Annotated in this window: 17 protein-coding genes, 1 pseudogene and 2 riboswitches; of the genes and pseudogenes, 7 read left to right on the top strand and 11 right to left on the bottom strand. The window is 42.5% G+C overall.

Annotated features, from left to right (window positions below; translation table 11 throughout):
* Window positions 1-136: 136 nt before the first annotated feature.
* Window positions 137-1378, bottom strand: a complete 1242-nt coding sequence (locus RM347_RS06620) for an FG-GAP repeat domain-containing protein (RefSeq protein ID WP_322717558.1) — start codon at window positions 1376-1378, stop codon at window positions 137-139.
* 677 nt (window positions 1379-2055) lie between these two features.
* Here RM347_RS06620 and RM347_RS06615 point away from each other — a divergent pair.
* Window positions 2056-3366, top strand: a complete 1311-nt coding sequence (locus RM347_RS06615; RefSeq protein ID WP_322717557.1) for an aminopeptidase P N-terminal domain-containing protein — start codon at window positions 2056-2058, stop codon at window positions 3364-3366.
* A gap of 352 nt (window positions 3367-3718) precedes the next feature.
* On the opposite strand, the gene RM347_RS06610 is transcribed toward RM347_RS06615, so the two are convergent.
* On the bottom strand, window positions 3719-4909 hold the full coding sequence (locus tag RM347_RS06610; RefSeq protein ID WP_322717556.1) for a sensor histidine kinase: 1191 nt from the start codon (window positions 4907-4909) through the stop codon (window positions 3719-3721).
* A 441-nt stretch (window positions 4910-5350) separates the two neighbouring features.
* A riboswitch (cyclic di-AMP (ydaO/yuaA leader) is annotated at window positions 5351-5565 on the top strand.
* A 97-nt stretch (window positions 5566-5662) separates the two neighbouring features.
* On the opposite strand from RM347_RS06610, the gene ntrB reads away from it, so the two are divergent.
* The 4 genes from ntrB to RM347_RS06590 all read left to right on the top strand — a co-directional run bounded on the left by ntrB (window position 5663) and on the right by RM347_RS06590 (window position 10080).
* Window positions 5663-6514: a nitrate ABC transporter permease gene (gene ntrB, locus RM347_RS06605; RefSeq protein WP_322717555.1), complete on the top strand. Its 852-nt coding sequence runs from the start codon at window positions 5663-5665 to the stop codon at window positions 6512-6514.
* A gap of 92 nt (window positions 6515-6606) precedes the next feature.
* Window positions 6607-8049 (top strand): ABC transporter substrate-binding protein, encoded by a 1443-nt coding sequence (locus RM347_RS06600; protein ID WP_322717554.1) that lies wholly within the window; start codon window positions 6607-6609, stop codon window positions 8047-8049.
* 220 nt (window positions 8050-8269) lie between these two features.
* Window positions 8270-9106, top strand: coding sequence for an ABC transporter ATP-binding protein (locus RM347_RS06595; RefSeq protein ID WP_322717568.1), 837 nt, complete (start codon window positions 8270-8272; stop codon window positions 9104-9106).
* Between the two features lie 17 nt (window positions 9107-9123).
* A riboswitch (cyclic di-AMP (ydaO/yuaA leader) is annotated at window positions 9124-9259 on the top strand.
* A gap of 200 nt (window positions 9260-9459) precedes the next feature.
* Window positions 9460-10080, top strand: a complete 621-nt coding sequence (locus RM347_RS06590; RefSeq protein ID WP_322717567.1) for a universal stress protein — start codon at window positions 9460-9462, stop codon at window positions 10078-10080.
* Window positions 10081-10561: 481 nt separating this feature from the next.
* On the opposite strand, the gene RM347_RS06585 is transcribed toward RM347_RS06590, so the two are convergent.
* From RM347_RS06585 to RM347_RS06570, 4 genes and pseudogenes are all read right to left on the bottom strand, one after another.
* The gene (locus RM347_RS06585) at window positions 10562-10774 is read right to left on the bottom strand and encodes a high light inducible protein (protein WP_322717553.1); all 213 of its coding nucleotides are present in this window, start codon (window positions 10772-10774) and stop codon (window positions 10562-10564) included.
* 41 nt (window positions 10775-10815) lie between these two features.
* On the bottom strand, window positions 10816-11028 hold the full coding sequence (locus RM347_RS06580) for a chlorophyll a/b-binding protein (RefSeq protein ID WP_322717552.1): 213 nt from the start codon (window positions 11026-11028) through the stop codon (window positions 10816-10818).
* 42 nt (window positions 11029-11070) lie between these two features.
* Window positions 11071-11283 carry a high light inducible protein gene (locus RM347_RS06575; protein WP_322717551.1) on the bottom strand — a complete coding sequence of 71 codons (213 nt, stop codon included), beginning with the start codon at window positions 11281-11283 and terminating at the stop codon, window positions 11071-11073.
* A 56-nt stretch (window positions 11284-11339) separates the two neighbouring features.
* Window positions 11340-11552 (bottom strand): annotated as a pseudogene (locus RM347_RS06570) (high light inducible protein).
* A 484-nt stretch (window positions 11553-12036) separates the two neighbouring features.
* On the opposite strand from RM347_RS06570, the gene RM347_RS06565 reads away from it, so the two are divergent.
* The gene (locus RM347_RS06565; protein ID WP_322717550.1) at window positions 12037-15156 is read left to right on the top strand and encodes an MFS transporter; all 3120 of its coding nucleotides are present in this window, start codon (window positions 12037-12039) and stop codon (window positions 15154-15156) included.
* A gap of 207 nt (window positions 15157-15363) precedes the next feature.
* Here the strand turns inward: RM347_RS06565 and RM347_RS06560 are convergent, their stop codons facing one another.
* Window positions 15364-16194 carry a dienelactone hydrolase family protein gene (locus tag RM347_RS06560; protein WP_322717566.1) on the bottom strand — a complete coding sequence of 277 codons (831 nt, stop codon included), beginning with the start codon at window positions 16192-16194 and terminating at the stop codon, window positions 15364-15366.
* Between the two features lie 434 nt (window positions 16195-16628).
* On the bottom strand, window positions 16629-17252 hold the full coding sequence (locus tag RM347_RS06555) for a class I SAM-dependent methyltransferase (protein WP_322717549.1): 624 nt from the start codon (window positions 17250-17252) through the stop codon (window positions 16629-16631).
* Window positions 17253-17346: 94 nt separating this feature from the next.
* Between RM347_RS06555 and hemH the strand changes: the two genes are divergently transcribed.
* The gene (gene hemH, locus RM347_RS06550; protein WP_322717548.1) at window positions 17347-18513 is read left to right on the top strand and encodes a ferrochelatase; all 1167 of its coding nucleotides are present in this window, start codon (window positions 17347-17349) and stop codon (window positions 18511-18513) included.
* Between the two features lie 131 nt (window positions 18514-18644).
* Here the strand turns inward: hemH and RM347_RS06545 are convergent, their stop codons facing one another.
* The 3 genes from RM347_RS06545 to RM347_RS06535 all read right to left on the bottom strand — a co-directional run bounded on the left by RM347_RS06545 (window position 18645) and on the right by RM347_RS06535 (window position 21306).
* Window positions 18645-20024, bottom strand: a complete 1380-nt coding sequence (locus RM347_RS06545; protein WP_322717547.1) for a hypothetical protein — start codon at window positions 20022-20024, stop codon at window positions 18645-18647.
* Between the two features lie 44 nt (window positions 20025-20068).
* The gene (locus tag RM347_RS06540; RefSeq protein ID WP_428850520.1) at window positions 20069-20509 is read right to left on the bottom strand and encodes a hypothetical protein; all 441 of its coding nucleotides are present in this window, start codon (window positions 20507-20509) and stop codon (window positions 20069-20071) included.
* 227 nt (window positions 20510-20736) lie between these two features.
* Complete coding sequence (locus RM347_RS06535; RefSeq protein ID WP_322717545.1) at window positions 20737-21306, bottom strand: DUF4126 domain-containing protein; 570 nt, start codon at window positions 21304-21306, stop codon at window positions 20737-20739.
* Window positions 21307-21437: the final 131 nt, after the last annotated feature.

The raw sequence follows: 21437 nt of genomic DNA, 5'->3' as shown, positions 1-21437 counted from the left end.
GGGAGGCAGTGCGGTCTTCTCTACGAGACGCTGCGCGATGGGGTTTCCCCAAGTAGAGCAACTGCCGTGGAGCAGGGAGAGAAGAACTATTGATTATTGACCAATGCCCATACCCTATGCCCCATGACCCTAACTTTTAGAACGTATACCACTGTGGACCAAGCTTATCTGCGTCGCTGATGGGAGTCTCAACCGCTGTTGTCTCATTTATAGTCCAAATGTTGTCTGCACCAGCTGTCTGATCGCGCCAGTAGATGTCGGTCTTACCATCGCCGTTGAAATCGCCAAGGGATGGTGTCAAGGCCGCGTTATTAGCGGGTAAGAAAGCTTCAGTAGCAACTGTTGTACCATCCATCAACCAAGCGGTGTTTGCACCTGTAGTTCCATTGTGCCAGAAGATATCGGTCTTGCCATCACCGTTGAAGTCACCAATTTTAGAAGTCCAGGATGAGTCAAGTGTCCCCAAAGCACCCTCTGTGACTAAGATGCCATTCATCGTCCAAACCTTGTTCTCACCAGTTTGAGCGTTTCTCCACAGAATGTCAGTCTTAAAGTCGCCGTTGAAATCACCAAGGGTAGAAGTCCAAGCGGCATCTTGTGCTTGCAGCGCAAATTCAGTCTTTTGCGTACCATCCATAAACCAAGCGGTGTTATCGCCGGTTGTCTGATTGCGCCAGAAAATGTCGCTCTTACCATTGCCGTCGAAATCAACAATGCTAGGAGTTAGTGCTGCGTCTGTAGTGTCTAGAACAGTTGCATTCAGAACTGTAGTACCATCCATCTCCCAAATAGCGTTCTCACCAGTTGTGCCATTATGCCAGAAGATATCGGTTTTGCGATCGCCATTAAAATCGCCAATCTGAGGAGTCCAAGCTGGATCAACGCTAGTTAGAGAAGCCGCAGTACCAACTTTGGTTCCATCCATCAGCACAACGCTATTCTCACCGGTTGTCTTATTGCGTAATAAGAAGTCGGTTTTGCCATCAGCATTGAAGTCAGCAATTTTATAATCATAGGCAGATAGGTCAAATTGACCTAGAGAACCCTGTTCAACAACTTTTGTGCCATCCATCAACCGAATGATAATCTCACCGGTTGTAGAATCCACCCAAACTTTGTCAGTTTTGCCATCACCGTTAAAGTCAGGAGTAATCGCCGCACTAGTTAAGTAAGGATTAGGATTGGGATTTGCTGACGTTTTGACAGGCACAGTCACTGGTTCACTTTCTAGTGCTAGTGAAGAACTCTTATTTCCAAACCCCAAATCATAATTTAAACTCTTAAGAGAAGTTGTCAAGATTTCTGATTTTGCAAAAGAATCTGATGCTAATCGAGATGTATTCAAAGATAAGGGTGAGGAATTTGAATTTTCCGGCATGGTGTATTTTTATTATTGGTTGTCATATTTTTTTAACTTTTTTTGGCAATCTCTTTCTGTAACCAAATAACATTTACCAGCTTTTAAATATTTCTTTATAACTATTTTTTCTTTATTAATGTCATTCATTGAAGATAAACATCTATTTGTTTTAAATGATTATTATGAAATTTTCAAGTTCTATACAAACAATTGCAAACTATTTTTTGTGCTTTATGTATATGATTAGTTCTAGATAAAATTGGATGATTTTAGCTATTTAATTTGACACTTAAATTTTGGATAAAATTATACTTATATCTTTAACAGTTAATCAATCAGATAAAAATATCGACAGTAGCCATATTTTTTTACAAATTTACAAATATGCTAAGTAGCTGTGCATGAATAAATTAAAGTTGGTAGTAAGCACTTTAAGCTTGATACCTACTTAAGACAGAATCTATCGCCACATTAGTCCTAATTCATTGGATAAGAACAAGATTTCCGAGTTATTTAAAAAGTGTAGAATCTAAGCCTTTGAATAAAATTGATTATTCTCTAATAATTTATGACTTGAGTAGAAACAAATATTGGCTAGAATAATTTAGATTAGCAACTACCGAGAAGCATTATCTGTGCATCCTCTGGTTGTCAAAAGTGTAAAATAACACAGTACTTTAATACATAAATCAGCTATGCAAGCAGAATATCGGCAGCGTCGCGAGCAGTTAATGGCAAAAATTGGTGATGGTACAGCCATTTTTCGCAGTGCGCCAATGGCAGTGATGCACAACGATGTCGAGTATGTTTATCGCCAAGACAGTGATTTCTTCTACCTGACTGGTTTTAACGAACCACAGGCAGTTGCAGTGTTAGCGCCACATCATTCAGAACATCGGTTTGTGCTATTTGTCCAACCTAAAGATCGCGAAAAGGAAGTATGGACTGGTTATCTTTCTGGGGTAGATGCAGCCAAGGAAATTTATGGTGCTGATGAAGCTTACCCCATTAGCGAGTTAGATGAAAAGTTGCCGCAGTATTTAGAAAAAGCCAGCCGTATTTATTATCACTTAGGACGCGATCGCGCTTTTAATGACCAAATCCTCAGACATTACCAAAGTTTACTGCGGACTTATCCTAGACGTGGTACAGGACCGATCGCTATTGAAGATACTGGCCTTGTCCTCAACAGTATGAGATTGATCAAAAGTGAAGCTGAGTTGGGATTGATGCGTCAAGCAGTAGCGATCGCAACTGAAGCGCACAATTACGCCCAAGAAATTGCTGCACCCGAACGTTATGAGTACGAAATACAGGCGGAGATGGAACGCATCTTTCGAGTGCGGGGTGGGTTAGGGCCAGCTTATCCTTCGATTGTGGCTTCCGGCGTAAATGCTTGCGTACTGCACTACATTGAAAATAATCGTCAAATGCAGGATGGAGAATTACTACTAATTGATGCCGGTTGTGCCTACGGTTATTACAACTCAGATATTACCCGGACATTTCCCGTCGGCGGTAAATTTACGCCCGAACAAAAGACGCTGTATGAGATTGTTTTAGAAGCGCAAAAACAAGCGATCGCTCAAGTCCAACCAGGTAATCCCTTCAAATTAGTTCACGATACAGCAGTGCGTGTCCTCACGGAAGGTTTAGTCGAACTTGGGATTCTCAAAGGTGAAATTGACAAGTTAATTGAAGAAGAGAAATACAAACCATATTATATGCACCGCACTAGTCATTGGTTAGGTTTGGATGTCCATGATGTGGGCGTTTACCAGCACGGTGATGACAAACCGCAAATTTTGCAACCAGGTCAAATTTTGACAGTAGAACCGGGAATTTATATTGTGCCAGATACGAAACTAGCAGAAGACCAGCCAGAGACTGATCCTCGATGGGTTGGCATTGGCATTCGTATTGAGGATGATGTGTTAGTTACGCCTAATGGACATGAGGTGTTAACTGCGGGGGTTCCTAAAGCAGTAGATGAGGTGGAAAGATAAAAAAGGAGTAACGCGAAAAAGTCAGATAATCGTGAAATGAGCAGAGGAAGCAGGGGAAGCAGAGGGAGAAAAGACTCCAGATTTGAATTCTGGGTAAATAAGTAAAGCCCTTTCTGGATAATAAATACACACATTTTTGGGGTCTGCTTAAGTCCCCAACCTCAACAACCTCAAGAGCTTACCCATCTCACAAAATGGTATTGCTCCCGATAAAAATGGGGATGTTTACCATCCCTAAGAGGATTTTGTCAAGCTCTGGCGATTGTAAATCGCAGGTACACAGAAAAAACCCACCTCCGTAGACTTTGCTTGTGTAGTATGCGACTTCTAGTCGCCCTCGCCGTGGTTTTTCTCAACTATTCACTTCTAAGGGAAAAATGACGGTGAAAGTAGAACCAACGCCTACCTGCGAGGCTAGGTTAATTTCACCTTGCAATAGTTTTACCAACCGCGAGACTATTGCTAACCCTAATCCAGTACTATCGGGGAGATAGGGACGATCGCTAGCACTTACACGAAAGTAGGGTTCAAATATCTGGGTTTGGTTTTCTGGTGCAATGCCCATTCCAGTGTCAGAAACGGCGATCGCCCATCTCTGGTTTTCCAACACCTGACACATTATAATTACAGTCCCCGACTCTGTATAACGAATCGCATTACTAATAAGATTTGTAATAATTTGTTGTAATTGAAAAGCATCTGTGACTAATTTTTCGGGAGCGCGATCGCAATCCACCAGGATTTGTAAATTTTTCCCAGCAGCTAAAGGTTCCAACATTTCACACACATTATTGATTAATTCACGCACATCGGTGGGTGCTAGTTGGAGTTTTATCTGCCCTGCATCATAGCGCGAAAGTTCTAGTACATCATTGATCAGATGGAGTAACTGTCTACCATTGCGTAGTACGCGCTCAATATGTTCTAAATTGCTATAGTTGTCTTTTATCTCAGTCTTTCGTCGTTGTTGGCGTAAAAACAGATCCGAGTAGCCAATAATAGAAGTTAAAGGATGTTTCAATTCGTGGGCTAGTTGAGAAAGATATTCTTGATTGGCGCTAATTAACTGCGTAAGTTCCTCATTATGGAGCGTTAGTGATGCTTGCAACTGCTGTAATTCCCGCAAGCGTTCCTCAACATAACTCTTGAAACATCGAGAGATCGCCTCATCTACAATCGCGTCAATCAAACGTATGGAACGAATTATCTCTACAGGCATTCCATTCAATAAATCTGCTTGTAGAGCATCAAATATTACTGTTCGGAGCAGATGATATTCTCTGGCAATTTCTGCTGGATCAAAGCCTTGTTCGGCTCGAATAGCTCCATGCTGGAAACTGGCAGTAACTACTGACTGAATATCATTATCCTGAGATTTTGAAAGCACTGTCACCATTGCTTTCAAAACATCAGGGATGTGATCCTTTACTGCTGTATAAGATAGGTCATCAGCACTTTCAATCCGTCTATCCTTGCGAACTGCTAATATCCATTTATCAAGGATGGTGTCCGTTTTTTCAGCCAGTACTTGACTAAAATCCATTATGTTAAATTCAGCTAGGAGATAGATGAGTAAACTTCCATATGGAAATAGTTTAGCGACTAGAGCGGTGTTTTACCAAATTTAGTAATATGTTTCACCTACCAAAAGAAATAGATTTTATGCATTCTTTCGTTAGCCGGATTAACTAACCGTAGAAAAAAATCATTAAGTATAATATGTATCTTATCTTAAAGAATATAAATATAGTAAGTAACAGCCTTGATGCTTGAGTTAAATTAAAGTCTTTAGCTGACTGTGCAAGGAGTTCACTCACTATTACAACCAAAATTATAAACTTTGATGATTACTGAAAAGCCAGGTAGTCAATTTATCACAGTAGTAAACTAAACAAGATTTATCATAATACATCTGCTGTTACTGAAGCATTGATGTTATATTCCACATATCGATGTTATAGTGTGGATAATTTCGTATCTACTTAGAGTAAGTCAGCCTAATTCAGCGAATCACAGTGGGTGACGTTGGAGCGGAGGAACCAAATTGTGGGGCGTATCTCAGAGAAAGTGAAAAGTTGAGAGTGAAGAGTTAGAAGTTACTTTACTAAATATTCAACTCATAACTGATAACTTTCTTCAGAAGGGCATCTCTCAGCCCTAGCCCGTCAGCTAACTTCGTAGGCATTGGGAGGAGACTGAAGAGACGGCATTTTTATAATGTTCCGATCTCATCGGTGTCCAAGGCTGGTACTGCTCAGAATTTTTGTACCTGCACTTAAATCTGTTGAGGTCGTAAATGATATTTCAACTAAATTTGGCTGCGATCGCAGCGATCGCTGGGCAAGCCGTTTGGAAAAAGACAAAACCTGTCATCTTTAGAGATGTCTTCTTTCTACCTGTATTAGGCTTCTTGGGAATAATTGTGCTGTGGTGGATTGTTGCACTTGCCAATCATGAATTAATGCCCACCCCACCAGAAGCGCTAATCGCTAATCTAGACTACATCTTAAATCCCTTCTATCAAAGAGGCCCAGGCAACTTGGGAATTGGTTGGTTGTTGATAGCAAGTCTGCGGCGAGTATTACTGGGCTTTTTGTTAGGTGCGGTAGTAGCGATTCCTTTGGGGTTTCTAATTGGGATGTCCAGACCGGCAATGCTAGCGCTCAATCCCATTATTCAAATTTTCAAACCCGTATCGCCCTTAGCTTGGCTGCCCATCGCCTTAGCAATTTTCAATTTAGCAGATCCTTCCGCCATTTTTGTCATCTTTATTACTTCCTTATGGCCAACAATTATTAATACCGCTTTAGGAGTTTCTAGCGTTTCTAAAGATTATTTAGATGTGGCACAAGTGCTGGAAATGCCCCGTTGGCGACGAATTACAAAAATAATTTGGCCTGCAAGTCTGCCGTATATTTTTACAGGTTTACGAATTAGTTTAGGCATAGCTTGGTTAGTAATCGTTGCCGTAGAAATGCTTACAGGCGGTATTGGTATTGGGTTTTTTGTCTGGGATGAATGGAGTCGCTTAAACCTGAGTTCAGTCTTTTTAGCTGTGTTGATAATTGGCTTAACTGGGTTAATTCTAGATTATGCTGTGGGTAAACTCCAAGAAGTAGTAACCCATCGCCCTAGAACTTCCAACTAACAAAATTCGGCTGCTATCAAAACAGCAAAATAAAATACAACGAGACTCTGCGTCTAAAGCTTGAGCAATTAATCACCAATGGAGCTACAAAAATGGGTGATATAAACTGGACTCGACGAGATTTTATTAAGGGAATAGGAGCAACCACAACAGGAATAGCGCTGTCCTCCTGTGTAATTTCAGGAGACAGATCCGCCAAAGGGCTAACTGAAGAAGCCTTAGCCGTACAACCAGTAGTTAAATCGCAAGACCTAGAAAAGTCCGATCTCACCGTTGGTTACGTTCCTGTTAATGATTGTGCGCCATTTGCGATCGCCTGGAAAAAAGGCTTCTTCCGCAAATATGGTTTGAACGTTACACTTAACCGCGAAGCTAGTTGGGCCACCTCCCGCGACGGTTTAATTTTTGGTCGCCTGGATGCTTCACCCGTAGTATCCGGTGCAGTCACCAACGCCAGAATTGGTGCCGAAGGGGCACGCCACGCCCCCTTGTGTGCAGCCATGACCATTCACCGTCACGGTAACGCCATGACAATGAACAAAGCCATGTGGGATTTTGGGCTGCGTCCGTGGTACGAGTATCAAGAACAATATGGCGATGGCGCTTTAGAAGCCTTTGGGCGCGATTTCCGAGGCTATTTTGACAAGCAGCCGCCAGAAAGCAGAGTTTGGGCGGTAGTATTAAGTTCCGCCATTTACGAATACTTTGTCCGCTACATATCCGCCGCCGCTGGTGTAGATCCGCTTAAAGAGTTTCGGATCATCATCGTTCCGCCCCCTCAAATGGTGACAAACGTGCGGATTGGTGCAATGCAAGCTTACATGGTTGCAGAACCCTGGAATACACGAGCAATTACAGGTAATGAAAACATCGGTTTTACCTTCGCACAAGGTAAAGAAGTCTGGTTGGGACACCCAGATCGTTTGTTGGGCGTGATGGAATCTTTCATCGACAAAAATCCCAAAACCTATCGTTCCCTAGTAAAAGCGATGATTGAAGCTTGTCAGTATTGCAGCAAAGTAGAAAATCGCCAAGAAGTAGCCGAACTACTTACAGACCGTTCCTTTACAGGTGCTAGACCTAAAAAGAAAGATGCCCCAATCGCAAAGTTTACAAGTCCGGGAATTCTCGGTAATTACAACTATGGTGGCTTTGATGGCAAAGACCGTACCATCAAAGCCGCTGACACCACGATTTTCTTCGATATTCCTGACAACCTTCCCAAACAGCCAGGAGAACACTCAACATTCTTGTGGAGATCGAGAAGCATCTGGCTGATGACACAAGCAGCCAGGTGGGGACAAATTCAGGAATTCCCCAAAAATGCCGAAAAATTAGCCGAACAAGGCTGGAGAACAGATTTATATCGGGAGATAGCGTCTGAAATGGGCATTGAGTGTCCCAAGGATGATTACAAGGTCGAACCACCAGAAGTATTTATAGATCAGAAAGGTTTCGACCCCAGCGATCCTGTGGGCTATCTGAATAGTTTTGCCATCAGGGCTAATGCTCCCACTCGCTTTTTCATGTCTTAAATCCCAAGTTCAAATATTAACTGTGCCAATTTTGGATTTTGGATTTTGCTTCTTCGGTTCATGCCTTATTCGTTGTAGGCAGAATAAATCTAAAATCCTTAGCAGACCAGCACCTTTTTGGTCAAAAACAATCCAAAAGACGCTCGCGGACTCGCTAACGCTACGCTAGTGCAAATCTAAAATTGATTGATGACTAAATTATTTCCGGAGCATTTTGATGATGGAATATACCTCATTACCTATTAATACCCAGAGCCAAGTTCTGCCCCGCCCTGGATTTTTAGAAATTGAAAATTTAGTCAAGTCTTATCCGACACCTGACAAAGATAATTTTGTCGTTTTGGATGGAGTTAATCTAACGATTGGTGAAGATGAGTATATTTCTGTAATTGGTCACTCAGGTTGTGGAAAATCAACTCTACTCAAGATAGTAGCTGGTTTAGAAAAAGCAACTTCAGGCTCAGTCCGGCTAGATGGAAAAGAAATTCGTCAGCCCGGAGCCGAACGGATGATGGTATTTCAGAACTATTCACTGTTACCTTGGTTAACAGTACGAGAAAATATCCGTTTAGCTGTGGATGAAGTGTTAAAAAATGCTAATCGTGCCGAGAAAATTAGCATTGTAAATCAACACTTGGCAATGGTAAACTTGACGGCGGCGGCTGACAAATATCCTGATGAAATTTCTGGAGGTATGAAACAACGAGTAGGTATTGCCAGAGCCTTAGCAATTCGTCCCAAAATGTTGCTAATGGATGAACCTTTTGGGGCACTAGATGCGCTAACTCGTGGCAAATTGCAGCGGCAGGTATTGGATATTTGGGAAAATAATCGTCAAGCAGTGATGATGATTACCCACGATGTAGATGAAGCAATTTATATGTCCGATCGCATCGTCTTGATGACCAATGGCCCGTCTGCTAGTATAGGGGAGATTTTAGAAGTTCCTTTTGAGCATCCACGCGATCGGGCCGCCATGCGAAACTCAAAAGAATATTTTGAACTCCGCAACCACGCCCTAAATTTTCTTGATCGATATTTTGCCCAAGACGAGTAAATTAGATTATCATTTTTTTTAGTGGGTAGCCTAATTCAAATTCATGAAAGCTGGATTTGGAACGGAGGAACCAATGTTTGGGGCTAATCTTACGAGAGACACCTTCCAGTCTTAGCCCGTCAGCTAACTCCGTAGGCAATGGAAGGAACCCCCAAGACTTTGGCTGTAATACAGTTATTATTGGGGTTTCCTTGACTGATTTAAGATTTGAGATTTTGGTTATCGTCACTCAATCTAAAATCCAAAATCGTTCGACTGAGCGTAGCCGAAGTCCAAAAATCTAAAATTTGTCACCCTGCTTCTCATTGCTAATTCATTTCATTGGGAGAAGTAAAGCTGTGAAAATCAAGCCAATGTTAGCACGTCTGCAAAGTGCCACAGGTCGAGATGACTTAATTGAGCAAATGGTACTGTTGCCAGAACCAAAAAAACCTTTTTCTAAAAAACCTCAAAAAGCAAAAGCAGTTAATTTAATTGTCGCGTATAACGCATCTCCTAACAGTCATACGGCACTAGATATTGCCTTTTGGATTGCCCATCAAACGCGTTTAGCTACCAATGCACAAGTCACAGTTCAAGCCGTTTATGTGGTAGAAGATAATCAAAGCGGTCAGTATCCAAATATCTTGAACTTTCCCCAACAACAGCCTTCATTGGAATGTCAAGTCAGTGAAGTATCAAAGTCTGTAACACAGGTATTAACTCAACCCAAATTGCAGACAGTGCTAACTCCCCTACAACAAGCAGATATAATTCTCTGGCAAGCCCGAAGTCTGGCTGAAGAATGGCAGGGTTCCTTCAAATCTCATTTGCGGTTTGGCTGTATTTCCACAGAACTTAACAAAGTTGTTGAATCAGAAGCTGCCGATATTCTGTTTCTAGGTTGCAATTCTGTCAATCATCCGATGATTGAGTCTCTAGGTTCTAATTTCCCCTGTGCCGTTTTGGGTATTCCCAGTTGTATTGATGAATAATCGCTGTTTAAAATTTCAGTAATTTTTGTCAAATTTTGATCGGAGAAAAGTCACCTACAACTAGGTGGCTTTTTTAACTACTAAATAAATAAACTTAAAATTTTCGATATACAAGCATCAATTATTAAAGCCATGAAACACGAACTATTTTTTTATAAATTTGAAATAAAATATTATCAATGGCGATTAAAAACTAGAATTGGGTTCATATACAATAAATTTACCTACTTGGCTAGGCTTATATCCAAGTGGGTGGATTTTTATAAGTCTTGAGGATGTGTATGAATCAGCAAATGCGATCGCTGTTCTTTGCAAGTATTTCATAGAAGCTTTTACGTGAGCTACACTCGTAGGGGTATGGCATTGCCGTACCCCTACACTTGTGATGCAATGTTGTACCGCATCTGAATGGGAACCGCTGTAAGCACTTAAGTGCTTACTACAAACTATCTTAACCTGTCATAATTCTTATGGCAGACTACTAGTAGCTAATTAGGTGCAATACATCACGTAGGACGCTATAACCAGACAAATCCCAAAGCAAATAGGCAAGGAAACCAATAGCCGCCAAGCGACCATTCCAAATTTCGGCTTGGGGAGTCCAGCCAAACAGAAATGCATTGCGATCTACACCGTTGTATTCTGGTGCAACAGGTGGTAAATCAGTAGAAGGACGAGTTCCTTGAGTTGCCATTTTTTTCTCCAATATCTAGTAGTTTTTTAAGCGTTTAATCTTTAGTAGCCAATTATCCGGAGTACATCCCGAAGGACGCTATAGCCAGCTAAATCCCAAAGTAAATAAGCAAGAAAACCAATCATTGCAAAACGACCATTCCAGATTTCGGCTTGGGGAGTCCAGCCAAACAGAAATTCATTGCGATCGCGACCGTTGTATTCTGGTGCAATAGGTGGTAAATCAGTAGAAGGACGAGTTCCTTGAGTTGCCATTTTTGTTCTCCAATACCTAGTAGTTTTTTAAGCGTTTAATCTCTAGTAGCCAACTAAGTGCAAAACGTCACGAAGAACGCTATAGCCAGCTAAATCCCAAAGTAAATAGGCTAGAAAACCAATTGCTGCCAAGCGACCATTCCAAATTTCTGCTTGGGGAGTCCAGCCAAACAGAAATTCATTGCGATCGCGACCGTTGTAAGCTTTAGCAACAGGTGGTAGATCGGTAGAGGGACGAGTTTCACGAGTTTCCATTGTTTTTCTTTCCAAAGCTAGTATTTTCTGAGATGTTTAATCTTTGAGTTTTTTTACTAGCCAATTAGGCCTAGTACGTCACCCAGAACGCTATAACCGACTAAATCCCAAAGTAAATAGGCAAAAAAGCCAATCATTGCAAAATGACCTTTCTAGATTCGGCTTGAGGAGTCCACTTGAGGAGTCCAGCCAAACAGAATTTCATTGCGATCTTTGCCATTCCATTCTGTTAGAAATAGTGGCAAATCTCTGGAAGAACGAGTTGCCATTCGTTTGTCCTCAACGATTCATTTGTTAACTTTAATGTATCTGTTTATAACTAGACTTCTTTCTGCCTGTAGGCACAAACCGTAGGCACTTCTTCTGGACGATTATCAGAAACGTATTTTTTCAGACAAATCCACCTTGGGAGGGTGAGCAAAAATTGATATGTAAACAAATGTAAAGGTTTCGTGAGCAAACTAAATTTAAACAGAATCAATCGCTACAAATAAGCAATTAAAAATTAAAAATTTAGCTATACATAATTAATAGTAGGTAGGAGTTTGTTTAAGATTTACACCGATAGATAGTAAAAGTTATATCTTCCGCTGGATACACTTTTCAATCTTTGGAGAGATGCTTTAAACAGCTAAATTCCAGGATTCTGAGCTAAAGAGTTAGGTATTGCCATAGGTACAAACATAAATACTAAGAGTTGCTTCTCAAGAAATTCTTAATTCCCCAAATTTAAACTTAGTAGAAGGAAATACAATGTTCCAAAGTACGGAAATCATGCTGGGACTCTACAAACCACTATTATGGGTGGCACAGACTCCAGTAGATCCCTCCAACGTCACGCCAGCACAGGCATCGGTTCTCACTTCCGGGCCGCGCTTTTTTGTGGCTTTAATCTCCGGCGTGATCCTAGCCTTTGCTTTCCAATTAGTTCTAACTAATCTCTCCCTTGCAGCCGGTATTTCCTACCTGGGACACTCATCTGACTCGGATTCAGATAGTGGGGAAGTCGGAAGTTTAGGCGGCAGTATTCGCAAAATCGGCACAGCAGTGGGAATTTGGACATTAGTCACTGTGACGATCGCCTTATTAATAGCTTCTTTTCTCGCGGTTAAATTAAGCCTGGTAATCTTAGACCCAGGATTGGGGGCGATTCTCGGCTTGGTAATTTGGGGTGCTTACTTTTTGCTCCTCGTTTGGGTAAGTTCTACTACCGTAGGTTCCTTAATTGGCTCAGTTGTCAATACGGCAACATCCGGCTTTCAGGCGATTATGGGTACAGCCACCGCTGCACTAGGCGCTAAAGCTGTGAATAACCAAGTGGTAGCCACAGCTGAAGCCGCCGCCGCCGCTGTCCGTCGAGAACTAGGAAGCGCCATTGACCCCGTAAGTATCCGGGAAAACATTGAAGATTACTTAGACAAGCTGCGTCCTCCAGAACTAGATGTGTCTAAGATTCGGAGTGACTTTGAAAATTTACTCAACGATCCGCAATTAAAAGCGATCGCTGGGACTCCAGATATCCGCAACATCGACCGCCAAAAGTTTATCGAGTTAGTCAGCAGCCGCACCGACCTTTCCAAAAAAGACGTTAACCGCATTGCTGATACTTTGTATAAAGTTTGGCAGCAAGTGGTGGGTCAGCAGCCACCCACCCAAGACCGTCTGGGTGAGTTAATCGATTATCTGAAATCACTCCCACCAGGACAAAGTAAGACAGATGAACTCAACGCCAAGCTGGATCGATTAGTAGCAGAAACTCGTGGCTCCAAAGAAGCTGACCAAAAGGCAGCTACTGGGCCAATTCAAAGTACACTCCAGCAAGGACTATCTGCTTTAACCGGCATTGTGTTGGGACGCACAGATTTGTCTGATTTGGATGTGGAAAAAATCTTGCGTAGCCTCACCACTGCCAAAGATAAAGTTACTCAACAAGCAGATAAGCTAGGCTTGCCAACACCATCGCAACCCTATAGCCCAATTCGGGCTGATGTCGAAAACTACCTGCACAACACTTATGCTTGGCAACTGAGTCAAGAAAAAATCGCCCAGGAATTTCGTGATGTCATCTACGACCCAGCAGCCGATCCTGGAATAGTCCGTAGGGAACTAGAACGACTATCCCGCAACGATTTCGTCAATATTCTGCAACAGCGGGGATTGCTTACCCAAGGACAAATTCAGCGCATTGCAAATCAACTAGAAGCTGTCCGCAAAGAAGTGCTAGTGACAGTTACAGGTATCGAAGAAAGAGAGATAGTCCAAGACTTGCAACGCGCAGTGGAAAGTTATCTGCTCGTTACCCCGAAAGCAGATTTGACAGCCGAAGGTATTGAACGGAATTTTAGACCACTGTTGCAAGACTCAGAGGTAGATTATGAAACCCTGGTATTGCGACTGGCGCAAGTTGAACGCCAGGAAATGCGGGAGATATTGCTGCAACGGAATGATGTCCAGCTATATGAAGTAGACAGCATTCTGGATGAGTTGGAAAAACAACGCGATCGCGTCTTGGTAGAATCCAAAGGACTAGCTGAACAGGCGCAATATCAAGCAGAAACATTGTGGCTAAATGTAGAATCATATCTGCGTAATACTAAGAAATCAGAACTGAATCCTGATGGCATCCGCGCCGACTTCAAAAAGCTACTAGAAGATCCCCAAGCTGGAATTAGCTCAATTCGGGCACGCTTGTCTCGCTTTGACCGCGATACCTTAGTGCAATTGTTGAGTCAGCGGCAAGATTTGAGTGAAGATCAAGTTAATCAAATCATCAATGCTGCTGAAGAGTCGTGGCATAGTATTCGCCACACACCCCAAGCTGTTGTGGATAAAGCTAAAGAGCAATACGACTCTGTGACCACCACGATCGCAGATTACCTACGGAATACTGGTAAACAAGAACTGAATCCAGAAGGTATTGGGCGAGATTTGACCAGATTGTTTGAAAATCCCAAGGAGGGAGCCGTAGCACTGCGCCGTCGGCTGTCACAGTTAGACCGGGATACACTGGTGAAACTGCTCAGTCAACGCAAAGACTTGAGTGAAGAACAAGTCAATGAAATCATTGATTCCACCCAAACTTCGATTCGCAACTTTATCCGTGCGCCTCGTCGCCTAGCTACCCGCACACAGCAAAGAGCGGAAACATTCAAAGCTTATCTGGAAGAGTATCTGCGTCAAACTGGCAAGGAAGAACTTAATCCTGAAGGTATTAAACGCGACTTGCAACTCCTGTTACACGATCCGCGAGTTGGGGTAGAAACTTTTAGCGATCGCCTTTCCCATTTTGACCGTTCTACCATCATCGCCCTGTTGAAAATTCGGGAAGATATTTCCGATGAAGAAGCAGCGCGGATTGCCGATAACATCGTATCCGTAAGGGATCAATTTGTAGAACAAGTGCGGAACATCCAACGAGGGATTCAAGATGCAATTGATGGGGTTTTTGCCCGTATCCGCAACTATCTCAACTCCCTGGATCGCCCAGAACTTAACTACGATAGTATCAAGCGTGATGTTCGCACATTTTTTGACGATCCCCAGGCGGGGTTTGATGCCCTGCGCGATCGCCTCTCCTCTTTCGACCGTGATACCCTAGTGGCAATTATGAGTTCTCGTGAGGATATCTCCGAGGAAGATGCCAACCGGATCATCGACCAAATTGAACGGGCACGCAACACAGTATTGCAACGTGCAGAACGTCTACAGCGCGAAGCCCAACGCCGCCTAGAAGAGGTAAAACATCAAGCACAGCGGCAAGCAGAGGAAACCCGCAAAGCCGCAGCTACAGCGGCTTGGTGGCTGTTTGCTACAGCACTCGTATCCGCTATTTTCTCTGCATTAGGAGGAGCATTCGCTGTAGTTACGCTGTAGTTTAACAAGTTGTCTCCGCTAACTTTTAAGCCTCCCACCAGTATGGGAGGCTTTTCTATGTTCCGCAGACTTACACCAAGTCCGGTTAATCACTTATGATTACCACATCTGTGCAAAAATCGTAAAAACCTCTTTCTCCCTGCTCCCTGCTCCCTGCCCCCAGCAAGAACTGCGGTCCAAATGATAAGTCATTACCCGAACACAATATTACACCCCATGCTGCTTAAACCATGCCAAAAGCCTTTGCCAACCTTCTTTGGCTTCTTTCTCGCGGTAGGAGGGGCGATAATCGGCAAAAAATGCGTGGGGTGCATCAGGGTAGACGATGATTTCAGATTTGCTGCTGCTGGACTTTAAGCGATCGCGCATCTGCTCTACTGTATCGAGGGGAATACCTGTATCTTTCCCCCCGTAGAGTCCGAGAACTGGGACTTTCAGCGTCGATGCAATATCAACGGGATACTTGGGCTGAAGTTCGGTAGCATCACCCACGAGTCGCCCGTACCACGCCACACCTGCCTTGACTTTGGGATTATGTGCTGCGTATAGCCAGGTTATGCGACCGCCCCAACAGAAACCTGTAACCGCCAATTTGTCGGCATTACCCTTAGCTGATTTCACAGCCCAGTCTACCGTAGCATCAAGATCGGATAACACTTGGGCATCTGGTACTTTGGCAACAATTGGGCGAATGTCGTTTATGCTACTTAACTTCGAGACATCGCCTTGACGCACAAATAATTCGGGTGCGATCGCTAAATACCCCAACTGGGCAAAACGACGAGTCACATCCTGAATATGCTCATGTACACCAAATATTTCCTGAAGCACCAGGACGATGGGGAAATTTTCACCAGTCGCAGGTACTGCTCTGTAAGCAGGAATTTCGCCATCTTTGACAGGAATTTTTACCGCACCAGCTATCAACCCCTTAGCGTCGGTGGTGATGACTCCCGCAGAAATCGGTTGTACTGCTAGGGCAAAACCCGTCGCTAAGGTGGCAGTTGCGATAAATTTACGGCGTGTTATTTCTTTCATCATCTCTACCTTGAATTGGCGAAAACTTTAATCTTTAATGTTGATGAACCGTACAGTACTATACTATACATAGTACTGTTTACCAATCAGTTTACTGTAATACTGACTGCGTTTGCTACCTCAGTTTTCGCCTATAGATAAGGAGCGATCGCTATCAAAACATAAACATTAATCAAAGCTTTAGCTGCCTTGAAGAATGAAACACGGTTAAAATATTTACCTCATCATCGCTGACTAAATATACAATTCACTAACTACCAAAGATAATCTCTCGAATATCCTCTTGAGCGATTTCTGGTACTGCCCTGATAGCAAAAACTGTTGTAGACATTCTACAGATAGAAATATCTGGTCTACAAATACCTGGGCAGAACTTGGTGTATCCCGTGCAATCAAATCACCGTTTGCACAAGCCTACACAAACAAATTATCCTTCATTTCTTCGCCTGTATCACTTGTAAACTACCACCTGCATATAAAGTTGGTTCACTCACTTCAAAGCCAGTCTCAGTTAATAATCCAGCCAAATCAGTTTTCAACAATTGCCAAGCTGTTTCTGTCTCAAACAACAACAAAAACACTGATACCCCAGGCCAGAATATCGGATTTGTCGGAGCGTGAAAATCCACCAGTGTAAACACCCCTCCTGGTTTCAGTACCCGATAAACTTCATTAATAATTTTTCGTAATTGCTGAGGTTGCATCTCGTGTAATGCAACGCTGGTATGCACCACATCAAACAGATTATCTGCAAATGGCATCTCCTCAGCAAAAGCTTCAATATATGAAGCTAATGGTACATTTTGCCGCGCCCGTTGCAAAGATTTGGGTGAGGCATCCAATCCTGTTACATTTTGTGAAATTTTAACCAAAAATTCCGTCGTTTGACCACTACCGCAACATAAATCTAACACCTGAGTATCTGAGTGAATTGTTAAGCCTTGCAAAGCAAGTTGGCGAAAACGGGCTTCACCACCTACACTTAAGGCTGCTAAACGCGAAATACCGTCATACAGCCACTGATAGCGGTAACTCCAATCCCTTAAAATTGTTGCCATTGCATATTTCCTTGCTATTAAGCTTTATTATTTAATAAAGATATATTGTTAACATTAGTAAAAAACCTGAAAAGATTGGGGGAAAGTAACTGCTATGGGTCGTGTAGGCGTCTTATTACTCAATCTCGGTGGCCCCGATAAGCTAGAGGATGTCGGGCCGTTTTTGTACAACCTATTTTCCGATCCGGAAATTATTCGCCTACCATTTCGCTGGTTGCAAAAGCCCCTAGCCTGGTTTATTGCCACGCGGCGAACCAGAACATCTCAAGAAAATTATAAGCAAATTGGTGGCGGTTCTCCACTGCGGCGGATCACAGAAGCACAAGGCGAAGCTTTAAAAGAACAATTGAGTTATTTGGGACAAGAAGCTAAAATTTACGTGGGAATGCGTTATTGGCATCCCTATACAGAAGAGGCGATCGCACAGATCACCCAAGATAATGTAGAACACCTGGTAATATTACCACTATATCCCCAGTTTTCCATCAGTACCAGTGGTTCCAGCTTCCGGCTTTTAGAAAAGCTTTGGCAAGAAGATCCAAAACTTCAACCCATTGATTACACCGTTATTCCTTCTTGGTACAAACAACCAGGCTACCTCCAAGCAATGGCGCAACTCATAGCCCAGGAACTTGAGCAGTTTCCTAATCCAGATGAGGTTCATATATTCTTCAGTGCTCACGGCGTTCCGAAAAGCTACGTTGAAGAAGCAGGCGACCCTTATCAGCAGGAAATTGAGGAATGTACTGCCCTGATTATGCAGACTCTCAATCAGCCCAATGTCCATACCCTAGCTTACCAAAGTCGTGTCGGCCCAGTAGAATGGCTTCAACCCTATACTGAAGATGCCCTCAAAGAACTGGGTGCACAAGGCGTGAAAGATTTGGTTGTAGTGCCAATCAGTTTTGTCTCAGAGCATATTGAGACACTACAAGAAATTGATATTGAGTATCGGGAAGTAGCTGAAGAATCAGGAATTCATAACTTCCGCCGCGTACCGGCTCCTAATACCCATCCAGTATTTATTAATGCACTAGCCCAATTAGTGATTGATGCGCTGAAAAACCCCAGTTTCAAGCTTTCACAAGCTGCCCAAATGAAAAAGATGGTAAAAATGTACCCTCAAGAGCGTTGGGAGTGGGGTCTGACGACTAGTGCTGAAGTATGGAATGGTCGGATTGCCATGCTGGGTTTTATTGCCTTAATCATAGAACTGATTACTGGTCACGGCTTCTTGCACATGATTGGGATTTTGCAGTAAAAGGCAGGGGCATTGGTTATTAATTCCTCACTCCCTCACTAAAAAGAGGCTGCTTGCAGCCTCTTTACCCCCTCAGATTGATTAATATTATTGCTTGCGGGATAACTTATTTTCTGGAAGTCCCCAAAATACTAATTAGATGGTCTGAGTCTAGACTTTAGTGATAGCAAGGTTCCCTTATTTGTACTCTTTTCGTAGATATCGGATGTAAAAGCTGCATATAACTGGCGTGTTTGCTCACTGGTTAGAAAGCGAAGCTCAATATCCGAAGTAAAAGGGCGCCAATGTCCTAAAATGCCGAAATACCAACACTCAGGATCTTTACCACTCCCCAGTCCTCCAAATAAAGCTATTTCAGGAATCCAGCCAGGTTTGAAGCAATCTTTAAGAAGTCTATTGTTTTTGATAACATTCCATGTATTCTCATTTAAAGCACAATACGAGGCATCATTGGGCTTATCCCCATGAAAAGCTTTAGAAAATACATCTAATAGAGGAACCCATTGCTTATCAGAACCACATTCTTGGGTAAGGGCTACTGGCCAATAATTGTATCGCTGCCTTCCAAGGATGCTGCTGATTAAGTCATTATGGTTTTGCTGTTGCTCTTGAGCACATTTGCGAAACAGCCTTTTTTTTACGCTCTCACTCTCAATAGGTAAATCATCAAATACGCGGCGTTCACGATCAATCATTGAAAGCTCTGCCTGACCTTCTAAATCAGTCAGCGTTGATAATGCGCTAATCTCTTCACGACGTAAATTTGGTTCGCGGACTACGATACATCGCTTAACATTAAGCTTTTCATTCAGACCTTTATATTCAGGAGCGTAGAAATCTTGGTAGTTTTCCCACTTGTGGCAAAAGAAAATTGGCTGAGAACTATTAGCCGTAAATTCAATTTGAGAGCCATTATAGAATTCTTCTGGCAGCATACCAGTGATCTGGTAGCGGAGCATCTTTTTCTGTTGTGGCGAACTTCCGTTAGATGAGTGATACTTCTCTAAGTATCTACTTGCCTCAGTAACAAGTACTGTGTAACGGTTAGTATTTGTTAGGACATATTTTGATGCAATCTTTTCACTTTCTTCGTGAAGATATGCTTCAGCCAAAAGTGTCCAAGCTGTTTCCTCAAGTTCTCCAATATCTCCATGAAGATTAAGACTTATTCGCCATTCTATCCATCGTTCGTGAAACGACTTCATCGTTTCAGTGACGTACAGGGTTGGTAGAAACCTGTTTTCCAAATTATTAAAATTTTGAAGTACATTTTTTAATGTATTCACTGTTGGAACAGCTTCCCCAAGTCTTATGTATAACTTAATAAGCAAAGGAACTGAACCACCGACAATCGCAGAAATTGCAACGTTCGCTATTTGACTCCAGAGGTTATTTTGTTGTCCGCTCTGTAATGATAAAAGTCCACTCCCAATACCAACAAACAACTCTAACCAAAGAGAATCAGCAAATGCAGCAAACCTTCGTCCGAGTCTTCTGAACCAAGTGCTCAATTAATATGCTCCCTTGAGTTACATTTCTGACAGTTTTTGATGTGTTAGTCTGTCCAATATTCTTCTAACAACTCATGCAGCCACAAGCCATGCTTCTCGTCACGACCTAAGTTTTGTGGTAGGTTATTCTGTTCAAAGAAATCTGTTGCTAGAAATCCGCGTTCTGTGTTGTGCTTCGGTTCCCCTTGAACGTTAACCTGATAAACGAATACAGGAGCATGATTAACGGCAACAAAATTAACGCTTTTTAGAGAAACTTGTGCCAACTCAACACCAACCTGACTGCGTAAGACCCGTTCAATCCATTGCTTCGGTTCTTCGACTTGCAGATCGCATATTTTTTCGGATATCCAGTAAGCACCTGGTGGCCACCAGAAAACGCGCTCTCCTTCTATACCCTTTACTAGCAAAAGCCGATTATCTTGAAATACTAATAGCTCCGGCATAATCTCCTTATGCGAAGCTTGTGATTGAATGTGTCCCATTTCTACATTACCCTTAAGTCAATAAGTATTATTTTTACCGTAACCCTAGAGAGGCTAAATAAGGGTTGTGGATGTTCGCCCTTATAATAAACATAAATTTTTTAGTTAATTCAGATAATATTCATATCCATGTATTATACAGAATTTTTCCGTATATTCACCTCAACTACCAGGTAAAGGCGTTACAGAAATCAGGAGCAAGAAACGTTCTGCTCCTGATTTCTTTTTCAATTTCTGGAAGTCCATAGTCCCCGATGCCTTATCCCTTTGTGATACCAGTCATACCACTGCTTCGCACTACGAACTGCAAACCAGAGCAGTATTAAAGCAATTAATCCTCCTTGCCAAGGAGCATCAAAGGCAAAAAGTACTAGAGCAATGCACAAGGTATCTTGAAGAAAGACTGCCCACAACGGTAAGCCACGTAACCGATAGAACCAACCAACTTGGACTAGCTGGAGTACCAAAGCTAGCAAACCTCCAATTAAGGCAATTAGCCAGTTTGGTGTTGCTGTTGCGGTAGCTACTCCTAATCCCATAATTGCACCCACAAGGGGAGACATGAATAACTGAATCACTTGGAGTAATCTTTGCCCCCATAGCTTTTTGGAGGCTAATAATTCAATTAATGACCAACTGGTAAGGCAACCTAATAATATTGGTGGAGAAATGTGAGATAAAATCGGAACTTGCGACCATAAGTTACTACCCTGTAAGAGTCCAATAATCAGCAAAGGTATGCCTATTCTCATTCCTGCTGCCGCAGAGGCAGAAAGTGTGGCTAGGATTTCAATCATTAAGGTACTTGTAGCACTAATAAATACTTACTTATTTATTATGTATACTACCCAGGGCTAGCAAGAATTCCAGCATCAAACAGAGAGTCTTCTGCAATGCGATACTAAATATTCTTGGTATTTTTATATAT

Source organism: Nostoc sp. ChiQUE02 (genome assembly GCF_034531305.2).
GTDB lineage: Bacteria > Cyanobacteriota > Cyanobacteriia > Cyanobacteriales > Nostocaceae > Nostoc.
The sequence above is the reverse complement of the archived record's forward strand: the minus strand, read 5'-3'. Positions and strand labels throughout refer to the sequence as shown.